General features: G+C 72.3%; 13 protein-coding genes. 9 read left to right on the forward strand and 4 right to left on the reverse strand.

The window, feature by feature from the left end; all coding sequences use genetic code 11:
• Nucleotides 1-4,497, reverse strand: coding sequence for an AAA family ATPase (locus HC031_RS04835; protein WP_167923909.1), 4,497 nt, complete (start codon nt 4,495-4,497; stop codon nt 1-3).
• Nucleotides 4,498-4,829: 332 nt separating this feature from the next.
• Here HC031_RS04835 and HC031_RS04840 point away from each other — a divergent pair, with 332 nt between their 5' ends.
• A complete protein-coding gene (locus HC031_RS04840; protein WP_167923910.1) occupies nt 4,830-6,299 on the forward strand; it encodes a cation:proton antiporter domain-containing protein in 1,470 nt (489 codons plus the stop codon).
• Between the two features lie 57 nt (nt 6,300-6,356).
• Here HC031_RS04840 and HC031_RS04845 read toward each other — a convergent pair whose 3' ends face one another.
• Nucleotides 6,357-6,998, reverse strand: a complete 642-nt coding sequence (locus HC031_RS04845) for a hypothetical protein (RefSeq protein ID WP_167923911.1) — start codon at nt 6,996-6,998, stop codon at nt 6,357-6,359.
• 158 nt (nt 6,999-7,156) lie between these two features.
• Here HC031_RS04845 and HC031_RS04850 point away from each other — a divergent pair, with 158 nt between their 5' ends.
• Both HC031_RS04850 and HC031_RS04855 read left to right on the forward strand, forming a co-directional pair.
• Nucleotides 7,157-7,678, forward strand: coding sequence for a DUF1360 domain-containing protein (locus tag HC031_RS04850; RefSeq protein ID WP_167923912.1), 522 nt, complete (start codon nt 7,157-7,159; stop codon nt 7,676-7,678).
• Nucleotides 7,679-7,787: 109 nt separating this feature from the next.
• Complete coding sequence (locus tag HC031_RS04855) at nt 7,788-8,831, forward strand: threonine ammonia-lyase (RefSeq protein WP_167923913.1); 1,044 nt, start codon at nt 7,788-7,790, stop codon at nt 8,829-8,831.
• Nucleotides 8,832-8,844: 13 nt separating this feature from the next.
• On the opposite strand, the gene HC031_RS04860 is transcribed toward HC031_RS04855, so the two are convergent.
• Nucleotides 8,845-9,495, reverse strand: coding sequence for a hypothetical protein (locus HC031_RS04860; protein WP_167923914.1), 651 nt, complete (start codon nt 9,493-9,495; stop codon nt 8,845-8,847).
• Nucleotides 9,496-9,515: 20 nt separating this feature from the next.
• On the reverse strand, nt 9,516-10,652 hold the full coding sequence (locus tag HC031_RS04865; protein WP_167923915.1) for a right-handed parallel beta-helix repeat-containing protein: 1,137 nt from the start codon (nt 10,650-10,652) through the stop codon (nt 9,516-9,518).
• 189 nt (nt 10,653-10,841) lie between these two features.
• Between HC031_RS04865 and HC031_RS04870 the strand changes: the two genes are divergently transcribed.
• From HC031_RS04870 to HC031_RS04895, 6 genes are all read left to right on the forward strand, one after another.
• A complete protein-coding gene (locus HC031_RS04870) occupies nt 10,842-13,073 on the forward strand; it encodes a sensor histidine kinase (RefSeq protein ID WP_167923916.1) in 2,232 nt (743 codons plus the stop codon).
• Nucleotides 13,070-13,744, forward strand: coding sequence for a response regulator (locus HC031_RS34250; protein ID WP_167923917.1), 675 nt, complete (start codon nt 13,070-13,072; stop codon nt 13,742-13,744). Before HC031_RS04870 ends, HC031_RS34250 begins: the two co-directional genes overlap by 4 nt.
• Before the next feature lie 36 nt (nt 13,745-13,780).
• On the forward strand, nt 13,781-14,320 hold the full coding sequence (locus HC031_RS04880; RefSeq protein WP_167923918.1) for a type II toxin-antitoxin system prevent-host-death family antitoxin: 540 nt from the start codon (nt 13,781-13,783) through the stop codon (nt 14,318-14,320).
• 85 nt (nt 14,321-14,405) lie between these two features.
• On the forward strand, nt 14,406-14,600 hold the full coding sequence (locus HC031_RS04885) for a type II toxin-antitoxin system RelE family toxin (protein ID WP_167923919.1): 195 nt from the start codon (nt 14,406-14,408) through the stop codon (nt 14,598-14,600).
• 155 nt (nt 14,601-14,755) lie between these two features.
• Nucleotides 14,756-15,538 (forward strand): META domain-containing protein, encoded by a 783-nt coding sequence (locus HC031_RS04890; protein ID WP_167923920.1) that lies wholly within the window; start codon nt 14,756-14,758, stop codon nt 15,536-15,538.
• A gap of 443 nt (nt 15,539-15,981) precedes the next feature.
• The gene (locus tag HC031_RS04895; RefSeq protein WP_167923921.1) at nt 15,982-17,019 is read left to right on the forward strand and encodes a trypsin-like serine peptidase; all 1,038 of its coding nucleotides are present in this window, start codon (nt 15,982-15,984) and stop codon (nt 17,017-17,019) included.
• The last annotated feature ends 12 nt before the right edge of the window (nt 17,020-17,031 follow it).

The following is a 17,031-nucleotide window of genomic DNA, read 5'->3' on the forward strand; positions in this document are numbered from 1 at the left end:
TCACGCCTCCGACACCAGGACGGTCACCCCGACCAGGCCCTCGGCCTCGTCCCGCAACGGGATCGCCGAGACGGACAGCCGCCTCCGCCCGCCCTCCGGGGTGCGGATCATGATCTCCCGCTCGATCGGCTCGACCCACTCCGGCCGCGTCACAAAGCCCGGCTCGTACCGGTACGGGACGCCGGCGCGGTTGGTCGGCGCCATGACGTCGAAAAGCCGCGCCAACGGGGTACCCGGTACGACCGGCCACCCCGTGATCTCCACGGCGCCCGGCGAGACCCGGCGCACCGTCAGGTCCGGCCCGAACAGCACCAGCCCGACCGGTATCCGGTCGAACGTGACGTCCAGGATCCGGTTGGCCCGTACCAGCTGAGCGTGCACCGACGCGTTCTCCAGCGCGACCCCGGCCTGCGCGCACAGCACGTCGAGCAGATCCAGGTAGACGTCGGAGAACGCGGCGGCGAGCCGCCGGTGTTCCAGGTACAGCACGCCGAGCAGGGTGTCACCGCGCACGATCGGCGCGCAGAGCGCCGACCGGGGCCGGTGGGTGGCCAGGTAGTCGTCGGCGGCGAACCGCAGCAGCTCGTCCGGCCCCCCCGTGAGCACCGTCCGGCTGCGCCCGACGTACTCGAGCACCTCGATCGGCAGCCGCCCGCGCGCCTCGACCCCGACGTCGGCGTCGACGTGGATGCCGTCGCGCCGGACCTCGGCCGCGGCGGCCGGCCGCAGGGTGGCCCCGTCGGCCAGCAGCAGGCACCCCCGCTCGGCCGACGAGTGCGCGACGATCAGCTCCAACAGGACGCCGACGAGCCGGTCGAGCCGCAGCTCGCCGGAGATGGAACGGAACGCCCGGACCACGGTCAGCAGGTCGAGCTGGTCGAGCGCGCGGGTGGCGCCCACCGGCCGGCTGGCAGCAGCCAACAGCTCGTCGAGCTGGTCGAGCTTGGTCTCGGCGCCCCACTGCTGGTAACAGGCGCGCGCCCGGCGCAGGTACGCGACGGCGTCACCGACCTCGCCGCAGGCGAGGGCGTGCCGGCCACCCCGCTCCGCCGCGAACGCCTCGGAACGGATGAAGTCCGACTCGCGGGCGGCGACGATCGCCCGGTCGTACCGGACGCGGGCCTGCTCGGCGTCACCGGCCAGCCGCGCGCGCTCCGCCGACAACAGCAGCGTGCGCGCCCGCAGCAGAGCCGGCCCGCGGTCGGCGAGGTCGTCCAACCGGTCCTGCAGCGTCGCCAGCTCGGCGTACAGCGGGTCCCGCTGCTCCGGCGCGGTGTTCTCGCACCGCTGCACCAACGAGAACGCATGCCAGAAGACCGCTTCGGCGGTGAGGAACGTGCTGGGGGAACGCGCCACGATCCGCCCGATCACGTAGCTGAGCGCAGGGTCGTCGTCGTCGAGCAGGTGCGCCGGCGCGAGCAGCGGGGAGAGCCCGACCACGGTGTAGTAGCGGTACTCACCCCGTACGATCCGCTGCCTGGTCGCGTCCTCCCGGGCGGTCGGAGCGGGTGACGTACCCGACACCGGTCGTAGCCGGCCCACCGCCTCTTCCAGCAGCCGGTTCACCGCGCCGGCCGCCTCGTCGACGCCGTGCCGTTGGGCGAACCGCCACCGCGCTTCGAGATCCGCGGCGACCTGGTCCAGCGGCGTGCCCACGGCGAACAGGTGCACCGAGTACACCGCGCCGATGCGCTGCGCCAGCCGGGCCTCGCCCTCCTCCACGGCGGTCCGGTACGCGGCGTACAGCTCGCGGATCATCGAGGCGGGCCCGTCGAGCCAGCAGGGTCCGAGGACGGCGGCCGTCGCGCGGGTCACCCCCGCGTAGCGGGTACCGGGCCGCTCCAGCAGCCGCAGCCCGGCCCCGGCGAAGCGCAGGGCGTCCACGTCCTGGCGTCCGTCGGCGAACACGGCGGCCAGCCGGCACAGCAGGTACGCGGTCGTGGCGGTGGGACCGTGCGCGACCGCCAGGTCGACCCCGACCGTCGCGAGCAGGTCGCGGCCCTCGCGGTCCGGCCAGACGGGCTGGGCGAGGTCGGCAATGAGGTCACCGGCGAGGACCACCCACGGTTCGGCGCAGTACGGGGTACGGGTGAGTGCGTCGAGTACAGCGTCGTCGACGTCCCGGCGCAGCCGCTCGCTGGCCTCCCGGCCCGCTTCCCGCCAGGTGGCCGGGTCGGCCGGGACCCGCAGCCCGAGGAGGTGGAGGGCGTCCACCCCGAAGCGCAGGGCGGCGTCGTCGTCACCGGCGTCCCGGCGCAGCACGGCCCGCGCGCCGAGCAGCCGTGCCCGGTCGGTGGGGTCGGTGACGTATTCGGCGGCCGTGTCGAGCAGCCGTTCGGCCGTCTCGTAGCTGCCGGCGGCGCGCTCGGCCTCGACCGATGCGACGTGCAGCCGGAGGGTGAGATCGGGCCACCGGCGCCAGGCCTCGCCGCCGAGCAGAGCCAGTCCGGTCCGCAGGTACCCGCGCGCCTCCGTGACGGCGCCGACGCGGACGGCGCGGGTACCGGCTTCGAGGTTCAGCTTGGCCAGGCGCCGCCGCTCGTCGCCAGGCGGCAGCAGGCCTGCGGCGGCGTTGAGCGCGGCGACGGCCTCGAACAGCCGCCCGGGGTGCGGCGCCAGGGCCAGGCCGGCGGCCAGCCGCAGCTCGGCACGGCGCTGCTCGTCGAGCTCGGCCAGGACGGCGGTGCGCAACCGCTCGTGTCGCCACCGGTACTCGCCCGGCCGGGCGCCGCCGGTGACCAGCATCGCGCGCACGGCCGGCCGCAGGAGCGCGACCACCCGCGCCGGCTCGCGTTGCCCGGACGCGCCGTCGAGCCGGATCCCGGCCCGCTCCGTCGCGGTCGCCAGCGTCGCGGTGTCGAAGCGCGACCCCAGCACCGCGGCGAGCTCGAGTACCTGCCGGACATCTGCCGGGAAGCCGGCCAACGTCGTCCGGACCAGCGCGGTCAGGTCGGCCGCCGGGCGCTCCTCGTCGACCCGGTGGTGCTGCCACTGCCACATCACGCCGTCGGCGGAGAACGCCAACAGGTCCCGGTCGGCGAGCGCGTGCAGATAGTGCGTCACCAGCAGCGGGTTCGAACCGGTCCGGGAGGCGACGGTACGGGCCAGCCAGGAAGCCTCCCGCATGCTCACGCCCAGCGTCTCGGACAGCACACCGGCCACGGCGCTGTCGGCCAGGGGCCGCAGCGCGACCGACGATCTCGTCACCCGCTCGTCGCGCAGAAGGGCCTGGAGCGGATGGTCCGGCCCCACGTCGGCCGGACGGTAGGTCACGACGACCAGCACCGCCGGTGCGTCCGGCGCCGCCAGCACGTACCGCAGCAGGTCGACGGTCGGCTCGTCGGCCCACTGGACGTCACGGATGGCGACCACGAGCGGCCGGCCCGGGGCGGTGACCGCGCCCAGGAGTCGTCGCGCCGCGAGCTGGACCCGCTGTCGCGCGGTCGCGGCCGACCCGTCCGGCGACGGCGCGTCGCCGAAGACGGCGCGCAGCGCCGGAACGAGTTCGGTGAGCGCCGGACCACCGCCGGCCACCGCGTCGGCGATCCGGCTGCGCTGCTCGGCCGGCGCGTCGACGAGTTGGTCGGCGAGGTCGGTGAGCAGGCGGGCGACGGCCGCGTACGGCTGGCCGTCGTCGTGGGCGCAGCCGGCCCGCAGGGTCCGGCCGCCGCCCGTGACGATCGAGTCGGTGAAGGTGGCGACCGTGGCCCACCTGCCCAGGCCCGCGTCCGCGGTGACCGCGACGAGCTCGGCCGGCCCGCCGGCCGCGACCCGGTCGTACGCCGCCTGCAGCCGGCTGAGCTGCCGCTCCCGCCCGTGCAGCCGGCCGGTGAAGACCAGCTGGTCGGGCAGGTCGCGGATGCGCAGCAGCAGCGCGCGCCCGGCTTCGCCCGCGGCGAGCGCCTCACGGCAGCGCTCCAGGTCGGTGGCGAGACCCCGAGCCGTCTGGTACCGGTCGTCCGGCGACTTCTCCAGCAGCAGGGCGACGATCTCGCCGAGCGCCGGTGGCAGTTCCGGCACGAGCTCGGCGAGGGGCCGCGGGCTCTCGGTGAGGTGGCAGCGCCGCCACTGCGCGGGGGTCTCCGCGTCGAACGGCAGCCGGCCGCCGAGCAGCCGGTAGTACAGCACGCCGAGGGTGTACAGGTCGGTGCGCTCGTCGATGCCGCGCTCGAGCCGGCCGCTCTGTTCGGGCGCGGCGTAGGCGGGATCGGGCGCCGGGTAGCCGGGTTCGGGCGCGGCGTGCGCAGCGGAGGGCGGCCCGGCCGGGCCGGCGACGAGCCGGACCGCTCCGGTCGGGCCGACACGGATCACGTCGGGACCCAGGGCCCCGTGCGGCCCGTGGAGCCGGTGCCACTCGTCCAACGCGGCGGCGAGGTCGATGGCCAGGCGGAGAAACTCAACCGGGGCGAGCGGCCCGGATGCCGTCAGCGGCCCGGATGCCGTCGGTCGCCCGCCTTCTCCGGCGTCATCCGCGGCGGCGTCTATGTGGCCGCGCAATCCAGCCCCTCCTCGGCTCCGGCATGGCCACACACCCGTTGGCGGGAACACCCGATTGCTCACGGACACCTACCCTGTACGCTCGGTAGGCTTCCGTGGTGACGGTGACCGATACGAGAGCGTAGCGCGATAGATCGGCAAGGTTGGGTACTTGCCGCTATCGATCTTCAACGGCCCAGGTCGGAGCGGTTCCCACCGGTACGCCGGCACGATCACAGTGGCAACTACAGTTACACGAGGTGAGCCGGGAAGTCTGGTCGGCGCGTGTTGATCCTGCGCGTCAGAAAGGCCCGACATGAGCTCGCTGCCTCCCGTCCGTCGACGGGCCGCCCATGGGTGAGACCGAAGCGTTCGGCGCGGTCGTACTCGCCGTGGCGGTCGTCGGCCTCGCCGCCGTCCTGTCGAGCCGCGTGAGCGCGAAGTTCCGCATCCCGACTCCGGCGATCTTCCTGCTCTGCGCGGCCGCCGCCTCCGACCTCTGGCCGCGGCTGGGCGCCATTCCGATCGGGACCGTCGAGCGGGTCGTCACCGTGGCGCTCGCCGTGATCCTCTTCGACGGCGGCATGCACATCGGCCGGCGGCGGCTGCGTTCGGCGGCCGGCGCCACGCTGTGGATCGGCGTGGTCGGGACACTCGCCACGGCGGCGGCGATCGCAGTCCTGGCGCACGCGCTGTTCGGCCTCGACTGGCGGGCCGCGCTGCTGCTGGCCACGGCGCTGTCGCCGACGGATCCGGCGGTCGTCTTCTCCGTGTTGGGCGGAAAAGAGATCGCGGGGCGCAGCGGAGTTCTGCTGGAGGGCGAGTCCGGCGCCAACGACCCGGTGGGCATCGCGCTGCTGGTCAGCCTGCTGGTGGCCGGCGGCAGCGGCGGTGGGATGGCCTTCCACGTCGCCGCCGAGTTCGTGCTGCAGATGGTCATCGGCGCGGCCGTGGGTCTGCTCGGCGCGGCCGGGCTGATCCTGCTGATGCGCCGGGTACCGCTGCCGTCCGGCCCGCTGTACCCACTGCGGGTACTCGCGGGTGCGCTGGCCATCTACGGCGCGGCGACCGTCCTGCACGGCTCGGGCTTCCTGGCGGTCTTCGTCGCCGGGATCGCGCTCGGCGACGAGCGTGCCCCGTACAAGCGCGAGATCCAGCGGTTCCACTCCTCGCTCGCCAGCCTCGCCGAGATCGTGGCGTTCGTGCTGCTGGGTCTCACGATCCAGCTGCGCGAACTGCCGCAGCACAACGCGATCGCCATCGGCCTCGGGCTCGCCGTGCTGCTGGCGTTCGTCGTCCGGCCGGTCATGGTCGGGCTGCTGCTGCTCCCGGTGCGGCTGAGCTGGCCCGAGCGCCTGCTGGTGATGTGGGCGGGGCTCAAGGGCGCGGTGCCGATTCTGCTCGGCGCGTTCATCCTGTCGGCGCACGGTCCCGATGCCGGACTGCTCTACCAGCTCATCTTCGTCGTGGTCGCGTTCTCGGTGATCGTCCAGGGCGGGCTGCTGCCGACGGTCGCGCACCGGCTGGGCGTGCCGCTGCGGTCGGTGCCGCCGGAGCCGTGGAGCCTGGGCGTACGACTGCGGCACGAGCCGCAGGGGGTGGGCCGGTTCCGGGTGGCGCCCGGGGCGCCGGCCGACGGCGCCCGGGTCAGCGACCTGCCACTCGGTGAGGGGACCTGGGTGAGCATGGTCGTTCGGGACGGCGGACTGCTGCCACCCAACTCCGACACCGTGCTGTGCGCCGGTGACGAGGTGCTCCTCCTGGTCGATCCGGACGAGGAGAACGAGCTCCAGCCCGTGTTGTCGCGGATCTTCGCGCAGTAGCCCGGGCGCGGGTGCCCGGGCTCGCGCCCGGGTGGGCTGCCGCGTCCCGGTGTCTCGCTAGGCCGCCGCGTTCCAGGTGGCGGCGAACGCCGCCGCCTCTCCGGCGAGCCACTGCTCGAGCTGCTCCGGCTTGGTCAGCTCGTCGGTGCGGTGCACCTCGCCGCGGCGCACGTCGACGACGACGGCTTCGGCGCCCGGCAGCACGTCGTCCATGTGGCGCTGGGTCAGGTGCAGGGTCGCCAGGATCGCCTCGCGCGGTGGCCGCTCCTCGTCGAAGAGCAGCCGGACCGCCTCCGCCCGACCGTCGGCGTAGCGCAGCCCGAACTGAGGGTTGATCTTGACCGGCAGGGGGCCGACGAACGCGACCACCTCCTGCGGGCGAACCAGTTCACACTCGGAGAGGTCGCCGAGCGTCCACAGGTAGGCCTTGGTCGCGGGCACGAGGACGTTGTAAAGCGGCCGCCAGCGGTCCTTGACCGCGGTGCGCACCTGGTCGAGATGGGTGCCCTCGGTCCGGAACTGGATGTCGGCCTTCAGCGCCTTGAGGAGGGAGCTGTGCGGGTTGAAGCCGGAGTGGCTGGCGCGCTGGCGGCGTAGCCCCCCGACGAAGGATGCCCGCGATGGGCCGGTGCGGCCGACGTAGCGGGCGAAGCCCAGCAATGTCACGTACGGATTGAGGGTGGGAGTGGGGGTGGTCACGGAGATCCTCCGTTCATGTTCTTTCGAACATATATTCTAACGGGAATGGAACTTCGGCGACCAGGTCGTCGCACCTTCTGAAGCCCCGACCGGCGGTGAAGATCAGGGCGGGCTGCCCGGCGTTTTGTCCTGCTGCGGCCGGGGTAGCCATGGATGGCATGGGACACACCGATACCGCGCTCCGTGCCGTGCAGGGTTACGCGGAGAAAGCCCCAGACGAGCGCCCCCTCAAGGGCTACGCGATCGCGATGAGCGTCTATGCGGGCGCGGCCGCCGCGGTGGCCGCGGCCGCTCGACTGACCGGTAAGCGGCTGCCCGACCGGCCAGCCGCGTCAGACCTGGCGCTGCTGGCCATCTCCACCCACAAGGTGTCCCGACTGCTCACCAAGGATGCGGTCACCAGCCCGCTGCGCGCGCCGGTCACGAAGTTCGAAGGCTCCGCCGGCGAAGCGGAGATCAACGAGAGCCCGCGCGGCACCGGCGCGCAGCACGCCTTCGGGGAGCTGTTGACCTGCCCCTTCTGTACGGCCGTCTGGGTCGCGGGCGGGTTCGCCGCCGGATTGATCTTCGCGCCCCGGCTGACCCGGTTCGGAATGGGGATCGCGAGCGCCATCGCGGGCGCCGACTTCCTGCACCTCGGGTACGACGCCGCCAAACGCCTCGCCAACGGCAACGGCTGAGGGCCGCGCGCCGTCGCACCCGCAGGGGTGACGACCCTGGTGGAACCCGGAGATTTTGGCATTGTGGGTTGTGGCGATCTGTGGCAAATGTAACGTGAGGTCCGGCTGAATGATCACCATCGACGACGTACGCGCCGCCGCGAAGAGCATCGCGGGAATCGCGGTGCGCACCCCGCTCCTTCCATCGTGGACGATCGGCCCGGACCTGTGGCTCAAGCCGGAGAACCTCCAGCCGGTCGGCGCGTTCAAGGTGCGCGGAGCGGTCCACGCGCTCATGTCGCTGCCGAGCGAAGCCCAGGCGGCCGGCGTCATCACCCACTCGTCGGGCAACCACGGGCAGGCTCTCGCGTACGCGGCACGGGTCGTGGGCGCTCCGGTCGTCGTGGTCATTCCCGAGGGCGCGCCCGCTGTCAAGGTCGACGCCATCCGGGCGCTCGGCGCCGAGGTCGTCCTGGTCCCGCCCGCCGAGCGGGAGAGCCGTACCGCCGAACTGGCCGCCGCCCGGCGGCTCACGATCATCCCGCCGTACGACCACCGCGACATCATCGCCGGCCAGGGCACGGTCGGCCTGGAGATCGCCGAGGACCTGCCCGAGGTCGAGGTCGTACTCGTACCGGTCGGCGGTGGCGGGCTCGCGTCGGGCGTGGCGACCGCGATCAAGGCCCTCGTACCGGACGCGGCGGTGATCGGGGTGGAGCCCGCGCTGGCCGGGGACGCGGCGGACAGCCTGGCGCAGGGCCGGCTGCGGCCGTGGAGCACCGAGGAGCGGTACCGCACGATCGCCGACGGTCTACGGACCGCCCTGTCGGAGCTGACCTTCGCGCACCTGCGCGAGCGGCTCGACGGCATCGTCACCGTCTCCGAGGAGGAGATCCTCACGACCGTCCCGGTGCTGGCCCGCTCGGCCCGGCTGGTGGCCGAGCCCAGCGGCGCGGTGACCGTGGCCGCCTATCTCCATCATCGAGCGGAGCTGCCCGCCGGCCGTACGGTCGCCGTCATCAGCGGCGGCAACATCGACCCGGCGCTGCTGGCCGGCCTGCTGATCTCCGAGGAGCTGGACACCCGGCCGGATCAGCCGGCGAGTGACACCCGGCCGGATCAGCCCGCGAGCACGGACGGTGCGGATCGCCGTGACGACCCGCACCGTCCGTGATCAATCCCCCGGATCAAGCAGTGGCGTGGGCCGTGACCGGGCCATGCGCGGCGGCCGGCGCGCGCCGCGTACCGAGCCCCGCGACGATCACCCAGAGCGGCAGGAGCACCGCCGGGGCGACCACGAACGAGGTGAGTAGGAGTACGGCGACCACCATGCCGCTGACGGCGACCCAGCCCGGCAGCGCACGGGTCCGGGGCGCCCGCAGGCACACCGCGAACGTGGTCGCGGCGAAGGAGAAGACACCGCCCACGATCGCGACCAGCAGACCGGCGTGGGCGAACGTCTGCGCGATCGCCACGCCCACGAACGGCCGCCCGGAGTTCATCTGCACACTGGACGGGGCGAGCGCGATCGCGCCGCCGACGATGACGGCCGCGGTGCCCACCGCCGCCATCCGGCGGACGAATCCGGTGAAGGCGCCGGGCTCCAGCCGGGCCGCCAGTTCGGTGAAGAACCAGGTCATCAGCCAGCTACCGACGACGAGGACGAAGTAGAGCCCGAGGGCCGTCGCCCGGCGCCCGCCGTCGTGGTAGAAGTCGGTGATCTGCTGGTCGGTGACGTCGCCGCCACCGGGGATCGTGAACAGGGTGAACAGGCCCGCGCCGAAGGTGAGCCCGGCGAGTACACCGGCGAGCGGCAGTCGGGATCGGTTCTCGGTCATGAGTGCCTCCGGGTTTCGGGTCAGCTGATCTGGTTGCCGCGGATGGTGTTGTCGGAGCCGCTGCCGTCGTAGTTCACGGCGACCGGCGAGCCGCTGATCCGGTTGCCGGTCACCCGGTTGCCGGTCGGGGCCGCGCCGCCGGTCAGCGCGCCGGCATCGAGTACGGCGACGCCGTAGCCGCCGAACGCGGCCGGGTTGCTCGGCGCGTTGCCGGTGATCCGGTTACCGGAGACGGTCACCTCGTTGGTGCCGAGAAGCACCACCCCGGCTCCGCTCATGGACGGCGCGTCACCGTCGCCCGGGAAGTAGCGCGTGTTGTCGCTGATGTCGTTGCCGGTGATCCTCAGGTCGCCGGTCGGGTGGGGGTCGGCGGTGTCGGCCACCATCAGGCCGATGGCGTTGCCGGTCAGGACATTGCCCGACACCGTGCCGGTTCTGGTGTCGAGCAGGGCCAGGCCGATGCCGGTGTTGCCGGTGAAGCGGCTCGCGGAGACGCGGACGTCGTGGGAACTCCGTAGTGACGCGGCGGCGAACCCGGCCGTACCCGTCATGGTGACGTGCGAGAGCACGGTGCCGTCGCCGTAGAAGCTCAGCAGCGCCGAGTCGGCGTTGTCGCGTCCGGTCACCGACTCCACCGTCATCCCGCGGGTGCCGACGGCCTCGATGCCCTCGGTGAAGCCGGCCACCGTCAGGTCCTTCAGATGTACGTCGGCGACCGGCGTCACCACGGTCGGCAGGTCACCTTCACCGGGGTCGGGCAGTGCCAGCGTGCCGAGAACGCAGATCCCCACCGGCGAGGGCTGGCCGTCCACCATGGCGTCCGGGTCGTCGGTGCAGAGGTTGCGGTTGAGCGTCGCCGGCCGCACCAGGGTCACCGTGCCCTGCCCGGCCAGCGTGACCGGCCGGGTGATGAGCAGGTTCTCCCGGTACGTACCAGCGGTCACGACGACCGTCCCGTGCGCCGGGGCGGCGTCGATGGCGTGCTGGATCGATTCACCTGGGTGCACCGTGATCCGGTCCCGCCCCGCCGCACTGTTCGCCGTCGCGCTGTTCGCGGACGCGCTGTTCGCCGCCGCCGGACCGGCCGCCGCCCCGATCACCGCCGCGGTGGTGACCGCCGCGGCCAGCACCCCGGTCACCGGTCGGATTGTTCGCATGTGGACTCCTCCGTTCATCGGTCCGGAGCGTTGAACCTCCGGCCCGGTCAGCGTCGGACCGCCGGCGTCCCGACGTGGAGTACCTGCGCGTCCCCGATGTTCGGGACATCCGTCCGACGACGCGGGGACGCCGGGTACCGGATCATCGGGTTCGATGTGAAGGGGGGCGGCGTGGTCGAGGAGCGAGTGATGCGCCGATCCCGGCGGTGGGCCGTCGGGATCGTGATCTGGCTGATCGGTGTGCCCGCGCTCCTGTTCGCTGTGAAGGCGCTGCTGCCCAGTGACAATGTGCTGACGGCACCGCCCGGCAGCGGGGAAGCCGCTGGCGTGGTCGCGCTGCAACCTGTCGGGACGGTCCCCGGCATTCAGGGCGGTGATGTCCTGCTGGCCGTCGACGGCGTGCCGGTATCGGCGTACCTGCGCGGCGAGCGGCCGGCCCGGTCCGTCCACGCCGGCGACGTGTTGACCTACCGCATCCGGCACGGTTCTGACGTGCGCGACGTACCGGTACGCGTCGCCGCCCGCCCCGACCTGCTCAACCTGATCACGGCCGGGGAGCCCGACGCGGCACTGGTCTCGCTCGCGATGCTCGGGCTCGCGTGCTGGCTGCTGTGGCGGCGCCCCGGTGAGCTCGCGGCGCACGCGTTCCTGATCTTCGCGGCCGGTTGGGCATCGGACGACGTCTCGTCCTGGGCATGGACGACGCCACTGGACCTCGTCGCCCGGCCGTGGGCGGCAGTCTGGTCCTTGGCCGGGATCGGCGGTTACCTCGTAACCGGGATCAGCATGCTGCTCTTCGCGCTCGCTTTCCCCCGGCCCGTCGGCTGGTTCCGCCGGCGGCCGTGGCTGCCGGTTGCGGCGGCGCCACTGCTGTTCTGTGCGGTCATGGCCGGTCGGGCCGTGATCGAGGGGCCGCGGATCGACCACCTCGGCGGATCGGACATCGTCGCCGAGTTGGTCTGGGAGCCGTGCGTCCTCGGCGCCCTGCTGCTCATGCTCGTGCGGTGGGTGCGACTGCGCAAAGACGCCGAGGCACGCCGCCGGGCCCAGATCGTCCTGCTCGGTTTCGCCACGGCGATCGCCGCGATACTCGTCGGCAAGTGGATCGCGGTACCGGCGGGCACGTGGGGATTCGGTCTGCTGCTGCTGATCTTCCCGGCGTCGGTCGCGGTCGCGGTCGTCAAGCGGGACCTGTTCGAGCTGGACCTGGCGCTCAACCGGGGGCTGGTCGCGGTGGTGTGCGGCGCGGTGCTGCTCGGGCTGTACCTCGGTGCGGCCGCGGTGACCGTCGCGCTGAGCGGCCAGCACGGGCCGTCCGCCGCCCTACCGGGCGCCGGCCTGGTCGCGGTCGCGTTCGCCCCGGTCCGCGCGGCCGCGCAGCGGGTCATCACCCACCGACTGTTCGGTACCGGCGGTGACCCGCAACTGGTGCTGCATCGCCTCGGGGTGCGGTTGGAGGCCTCCGACGACCCGGAGTCGCTGCTGTCCGCCGTGGTCGACACCGCCGCGGAGAGCCTCCGCCTGCCGTACGTGGCAGTGGAGCTTTGGTCGGATGCCGGTTGGCAGGCGACCCGGCAGCGCGGCCGGCGCCCGGCGAACGTGGAGAGCACCCTGGAGAGCTTCGATATCAGTGTCGGCGACCAGGTCGTCGGCCGGCTGGTGGTGGCGCCCCGGCCGGACGCGAAGACTCTGTCGCCGCTGGACCGGCAGCTGCTGTCCGACCTCGCCCGGCACAGCGGCGTCGCCGCCCGGGTGGTCGGACTGCTGACCGACCTGCGTACCGCGCAGCAGCGGCTGCTCGTGGCCCGGGAGGAGGAGCGCTTCCGGATCCACCGGGACCTCCACGACGGGCTCGGTTCGAGGCTGGCCGGGCTGGCGCTGCACCTGGAGGTCGCCGCCGACCTGGCCGGCGACGGCGAACTCAGCGCGCTGACCCGGCGTATGCATGGCGAAGCGACCCGCGCCACCGAAGACGTCCGGCGGATCGTGCGGGAGTTGCGGCCGGGTGAGCTGGAGGAGCTGGGACTGTCCGCCGCGGTCGCCGCGGCAGCGGCCCGGCTGCGCTCGCCGAACGCGCCCGCCTTCGACCTCGACACCCCGAGCCTGCTGCCGGAACTGCCGGCCGAGGTCGAGGATGCGGCATACAAGATCTGCCTGGAGGCGATGACGAACGTGATCCGGCACAGTCGGGCGACCCGTTGCCGCATCCAGCTGCGTGACACCGGCAACGAGCTGGAGCTGGAGATCAGCGACGACGGTCAGGGTCTCGACGCCGACGGCGACGATCCCAGCGGGGGCGGTACCGGACTCCGGTCGATGCGGGACCGGGCTGCCGCCGCAGGGGGCACCGTGACGATCACCGGTGACACCGGCACCACCGTATTGGCCCGCCTTCCCCTGGCTCGGCAGGTCGCGTCGTGAGCCGGCCGATCAAGGTGTTCATCGCCGACGACCACCCGATCGTGCGGGAAGGGCTCCGCCTCGTCCTGGAGCGTCGGGGGGATCTCGAGGTCGTCGGCGAGGCCGCCGACGGCCGGAGCGCCATCAGGCTGGCCACCCAGCTGCGTCCCGACGTCGCGATCGTCGACCTGGACATGCCGCAGCTCGACGGGGTACGCGTCATCGGTGAGCTGGCACGTCAGGTGCCAACCTGCCGGTGCCTGGTGCTCACCCTGCATGAGGACGACGCGCACCTGTCCGGCGCGCTCGCGGCCGGCGCGGCGGGATTCCTGGTCAAGGGCGCCGGCAGCGCCGACATCGAGCGCGCGGTGCGCGCCGCGGCGGCCGGGCAGATGGTGCTCGCACCCGAGGTCGGACCCCGCGTAGCGCGCGCGATGGCCACCAACCGGCCGGCACGGGGTGGCGAAAGGTTCGCCCACCTCACCCAGCGCGAACTGGACCTGCTCGAACTGCTCGCCGAGGGCGCCGACAACCTGACAATCAGCCGTACCCTGCACCTCGCGCCCAAGACCGTGCGCAACCAGGTGTCGGCCCTGCTCGACCGCATCGGAGCGCCCGACCGGGCCGCCGCGGGCCAGACCGCCCGGGAGGCCGGCCTCGGCCGGCAACCCAGGTGGCCGTCGGTTCCATAGACTTCTCTCCATTACTGCGAGGGGGAGGCGCGGTCGATGGCCGACGCGGTCGGATCCAGCTTCGCCAAGTCTGCGGACGGACGCGTACGCGCGACCGTCACGGCGGGTGGACCGCTACGTGACCTGGTCGTCGACCCGCAGCTGATCCGGTCACGTGATCCTGAGCTGCTCGTCGAGGAGATTAAGGCGGCCGTCCGAACAGCGATGACAGGCCGTGTACAACCGGTCGGGGGCATGCGGCGGCGGGAATTGGACGATGCTGCGTCGGTGACTAGAATTGTAGTCATGACGACGTTGCCGTTGGCCGACGCTAAGGCCCGCCTGTCCGCTGTCCTCGACGAGGTCCGTGACACCCACGAACGAGTTGTGATCACCCGCAACGGACGCCCGGAGGCGGTCATCATGGCCGTGTCCGACCTCGAAGCCCTCGAGGAGACGCTGGATCTGCTGTCCACCCCTGGCGCTCTGGACCAGATCCGCCAGGCTGAGGCCGATATTGCCGCTGGTGAAGGTGTTGACGCCGACGAACTGAAGCGCCTGCTGACTGAGCGGGCGGACCGGGAGCGCCGTGGCTGACGAAGCGTACCGCCTATCGCTAGCGCCCGCAGCGCGCCGCACGCTGACCGAGGCACCCCCCGCCGGCCTCCCTCTCGCAGTGGCGATGGCCGTAGGTGAGTTCATCTCCGGCCCGCTGCTAGATAATCCCCATCGGGTCGGCAAGCCACTCACTCGCGACCTGTCCGGCTATCACTCCGCTCGGCGCGGCGCCTACCGGGTCGTTTATCGCATTGACGACAACGCTCGCATCGTTCATGTCATGCGCATCGACCACCGCGCCAACGTGTACCACTCCTGAAGCTGGGCGAAGGTCGCAGCGCGTGATCGTGGAACGCTCACGTTGTGATAGCAACACTTTCCGTGATCAAGGCGGTCAGCGCCATCTGACATTTTGACGACACCTGACGCGACGCGGCGGCGGAACCCGCGCCGTCACGGACCCGTCATATCGGCATGACGGCGCGACTGACTCCGGTAGTCCTGACGACAGTACTGGTGGCCGCAGGAGGGTGTGCGGCCAAAGGCGGATCTGCGGCGCCTCAGCCGCTCTGGCAGCGAACCTTCCTGTCGACCGCGGTCACCGAGCACGGACAGCCCCGGCCGCTGGTTGCCGGTACCCGCATCCGGCTGACCTTCGACAACGGCCGGGTGCAGGCGCACGCGGGCTGCAACCAACTGGCCGGGCAGGCCAGGGTCGACGGTGACCGGCTGGTCGTGTCGCAGGTGATGTCCACCGACATGGCGTGCGGACCCGAGGGCCAGCAACAGGACGCCTGGTTGTCCAGCTTCCTCACCGCCGGTCCGAACTGGCAGCTCGACGGGGACCACCTGACGCTGCGCACGGTACAGGCGGAGCTGCGGCTCACCGACCGCCGCTCGGTCGACCCGGACCGGCCGCTGGTGGGTACCCGTTGGACGGTCGAGTCCATCCTCGGCGGTCAGCAGACCAGCTCCATCCCGGCCGGCGTGACGGCGTACCTGACGTTCGACCCCAACGGTCGGGTGACCGGCTCTACCGGCTGCAACACACTCAGCGCGAGCGCGCGCCGCGACGGCGACACGGTGACGTTCGACGCGGTCACCGTGACCAAGCGGGCGTGCGACGGCGACGCCGCTCGTGTCGAGTCCGCCGTGCTGGCCGCGCTCACCGGGCGAGCCGCCATCCACATCGCCGCCGACACGCTGACGATCACCCAGCCGGACGGCCACGGCCTCGGGCTGCGCGCGACCGGCTGACCGACCGGGCTGACCGGATCCGCCCGCTTCCCGACGTCGCTCGGGCGTACCTGTGTCGGCTTTCGCGCTCCGCGTGACACCGGACCTCACGCGCGACCGATCGCCAGCACGAGGCCCGTACGGGGCCCGTACGACGGGCGTACGAGGCCCGCACGAGGGCGGCAAAGCGGCCGACGACCCGCTCAGTGGCTGAAACCACGCGACCGGCCGCACAGCGGTCGGCAACCCTTCGACGGTAACGGATCCGCGCCAGCGCGGATCCGTTGATCCTCCGAGGCGACGACGAGCGTCGACAACCCGCACCATCCGTGTCGGATCTACGACCGGGTCGGCGGTCGGTATTCGACAGGCTTCTCTGCGTTGCGTCCCGGAACGGCGGGTGGTGCCCGAGTCACCTCCCGAGGGGAGCCGAAACCGGGCGCAGACGCCTGAGGGAGGCGCGAGTGCGATCCAGCAAGGTAATCCTGGGAGCCGTCGTGGTCGCGGGGATGATCACCACGGGAATCGGCGGCGGCACCGCATGGGCCGCCGCGCCGACCGACCCCAACGCGGCGGTCGTGAAGCGGTCGACGCAGAGCGTCAGCGACGTACAGAAGTACTGGACGCCGGAGCGGATGCGGGCGGCGAAGGAGGCACCGGTGCCGGCGGCAGCGGCGACCCGGGCGGCGCCGGCGCAGAGCCACCGGTTACCGGCGACGTCGGCGCCGGGGGCGCTGCCGGCCAAGGTGGCCGGCCCGAGCAACGGCGCGAGTAGCGGCGCGACCGGTGACCTGGCCATCGGGCCGATGGCTGTCACACAGTCCGCCGTCTGGACCAGCCACGGCGTGATGCCGGCGACCACGGTCGGCAAGCTGTACTTCACCACGCCCAAGGGCAACGCCGAGTGCACCGCGTCCGTGGTGAACTCCGGCAACCACAGCATGATCTGGACCGCCGGGCACTGCGTCACCGACGGGGCGCAGCACTGGTACAGCAACTTCTCGTTCGTGCCGGACTACCACGACGGTGTGTCGCCGCTCGGCAGGTGGGTGTGGAAGTCCGCCTCCACGCCGACCGCGTACTTCAACGGCGCGAACTTCGACTACGACCTCGCGGCCATCACGCTGTGGCCGCAGAACGGGGTCAAGGTCGCCGACCGTACCGGCTGGCAGGGGTACAAGTTCAACTACGGGTACAACTGGAACGCCTACGAATTCGGGTACCCGTACGACACCCACCCGGCCCGCTCCGGGATCAACGGCCAGCAGCTGAGGTACTGCATCTCGGGTACCTGGCAGGCCGGTAACCAGCAGGCCATCCACTGCGACCAGGGCCACGGTGCGAGCGGCGGCCCCTGGCTGGACGACCTGCAGCTCTCGCGTGGCTGGGGGTACCTGATCGGCAACGTCAGCTACCACCCGAGCGACACCTCCGACGAGGAGCGCAGCCCGCACTTCGGTGACGCGGCCGTCAACGTGTACAACGCGCAGACCAACGCCTGACCCGACGACCTC

Origin of the sequence: Planosporangium thailandense (assembly GCF_011947195.1) — a bacterium.
Lineage (GTDB): Bacteria > Actinomycetota > Actinomycetes > Mycobacteriales > Micromonosporaceae > Planosporangium > Planosporangium thailandense.

Excerpts from the sequence above, each read along its gene's own strand:
- HC031_RS04865 (WP_167923915.1), bottom strand. The coding sequence starts at position 10,652 with ATGCGAACAATCCGACCGGTGACCGGGGTGCTGGCCGCGGCGGTCACC.
- HC031_RS04840 (WP_167923910.1), top strand. The coding sequence starts at position 4,830 with ATGGGTGAGACCGAAGCGTTCGGCGCGGTCGTACTCGCCGTGGCGGTC.
- HC031_RS04890 (WP_167923920.1), top strand. The coding sequence starts at position 14,756 with ATGACGGCGCGACTGACTCCGGTAGTCCTGACGACAGTACTGGTGGCC.
- HC031_RS04855 (WP_167923913.1), top strand. The coding sequence starts at position 7,788 with ATGATCACCATCGACGACGTACGCGCCGCCGCGAAGAGCATCGCGGGA.
- HC031_RS04870 (WP_167923916.1), top strand. The coding sequence starts at position 10,842 with ATGCGCCGATCCCGGCGGTGGGCCGTCGGGATCGTGATCTGGCTGATC.
- HC031_RS04880 (WP_167923918.1), top strand. The coding sequence starts at position 13,781 with ATGGCCGACGCGGTCGGATCCAGCTTCGCCAAGTCTGCGGACGGACGC.
- HC031_RS04860 (WP_167923914.1), bottom strand. The coding sequence starts at position 9,495 with ATGACCGAGAACCGATCCCGACTGCCGCTCGCCGGTGTACTCGCCGGG.
- HC031_RS04850 (WP_167923912.1), top strand. The coding sequence starts at position 7,157 with ATGGGACACACCGATACCGCGCTCCGTGCCGTGCAGGGTTACGCGGAG.
- HC031_RS04885 (WP_167923919.1), top strand. The coding sequence starts at position 14,406 with ATGGCCGTAGGTGAGTTCATCTCCGGCCCGCTGCTAGATAATCCCCAT.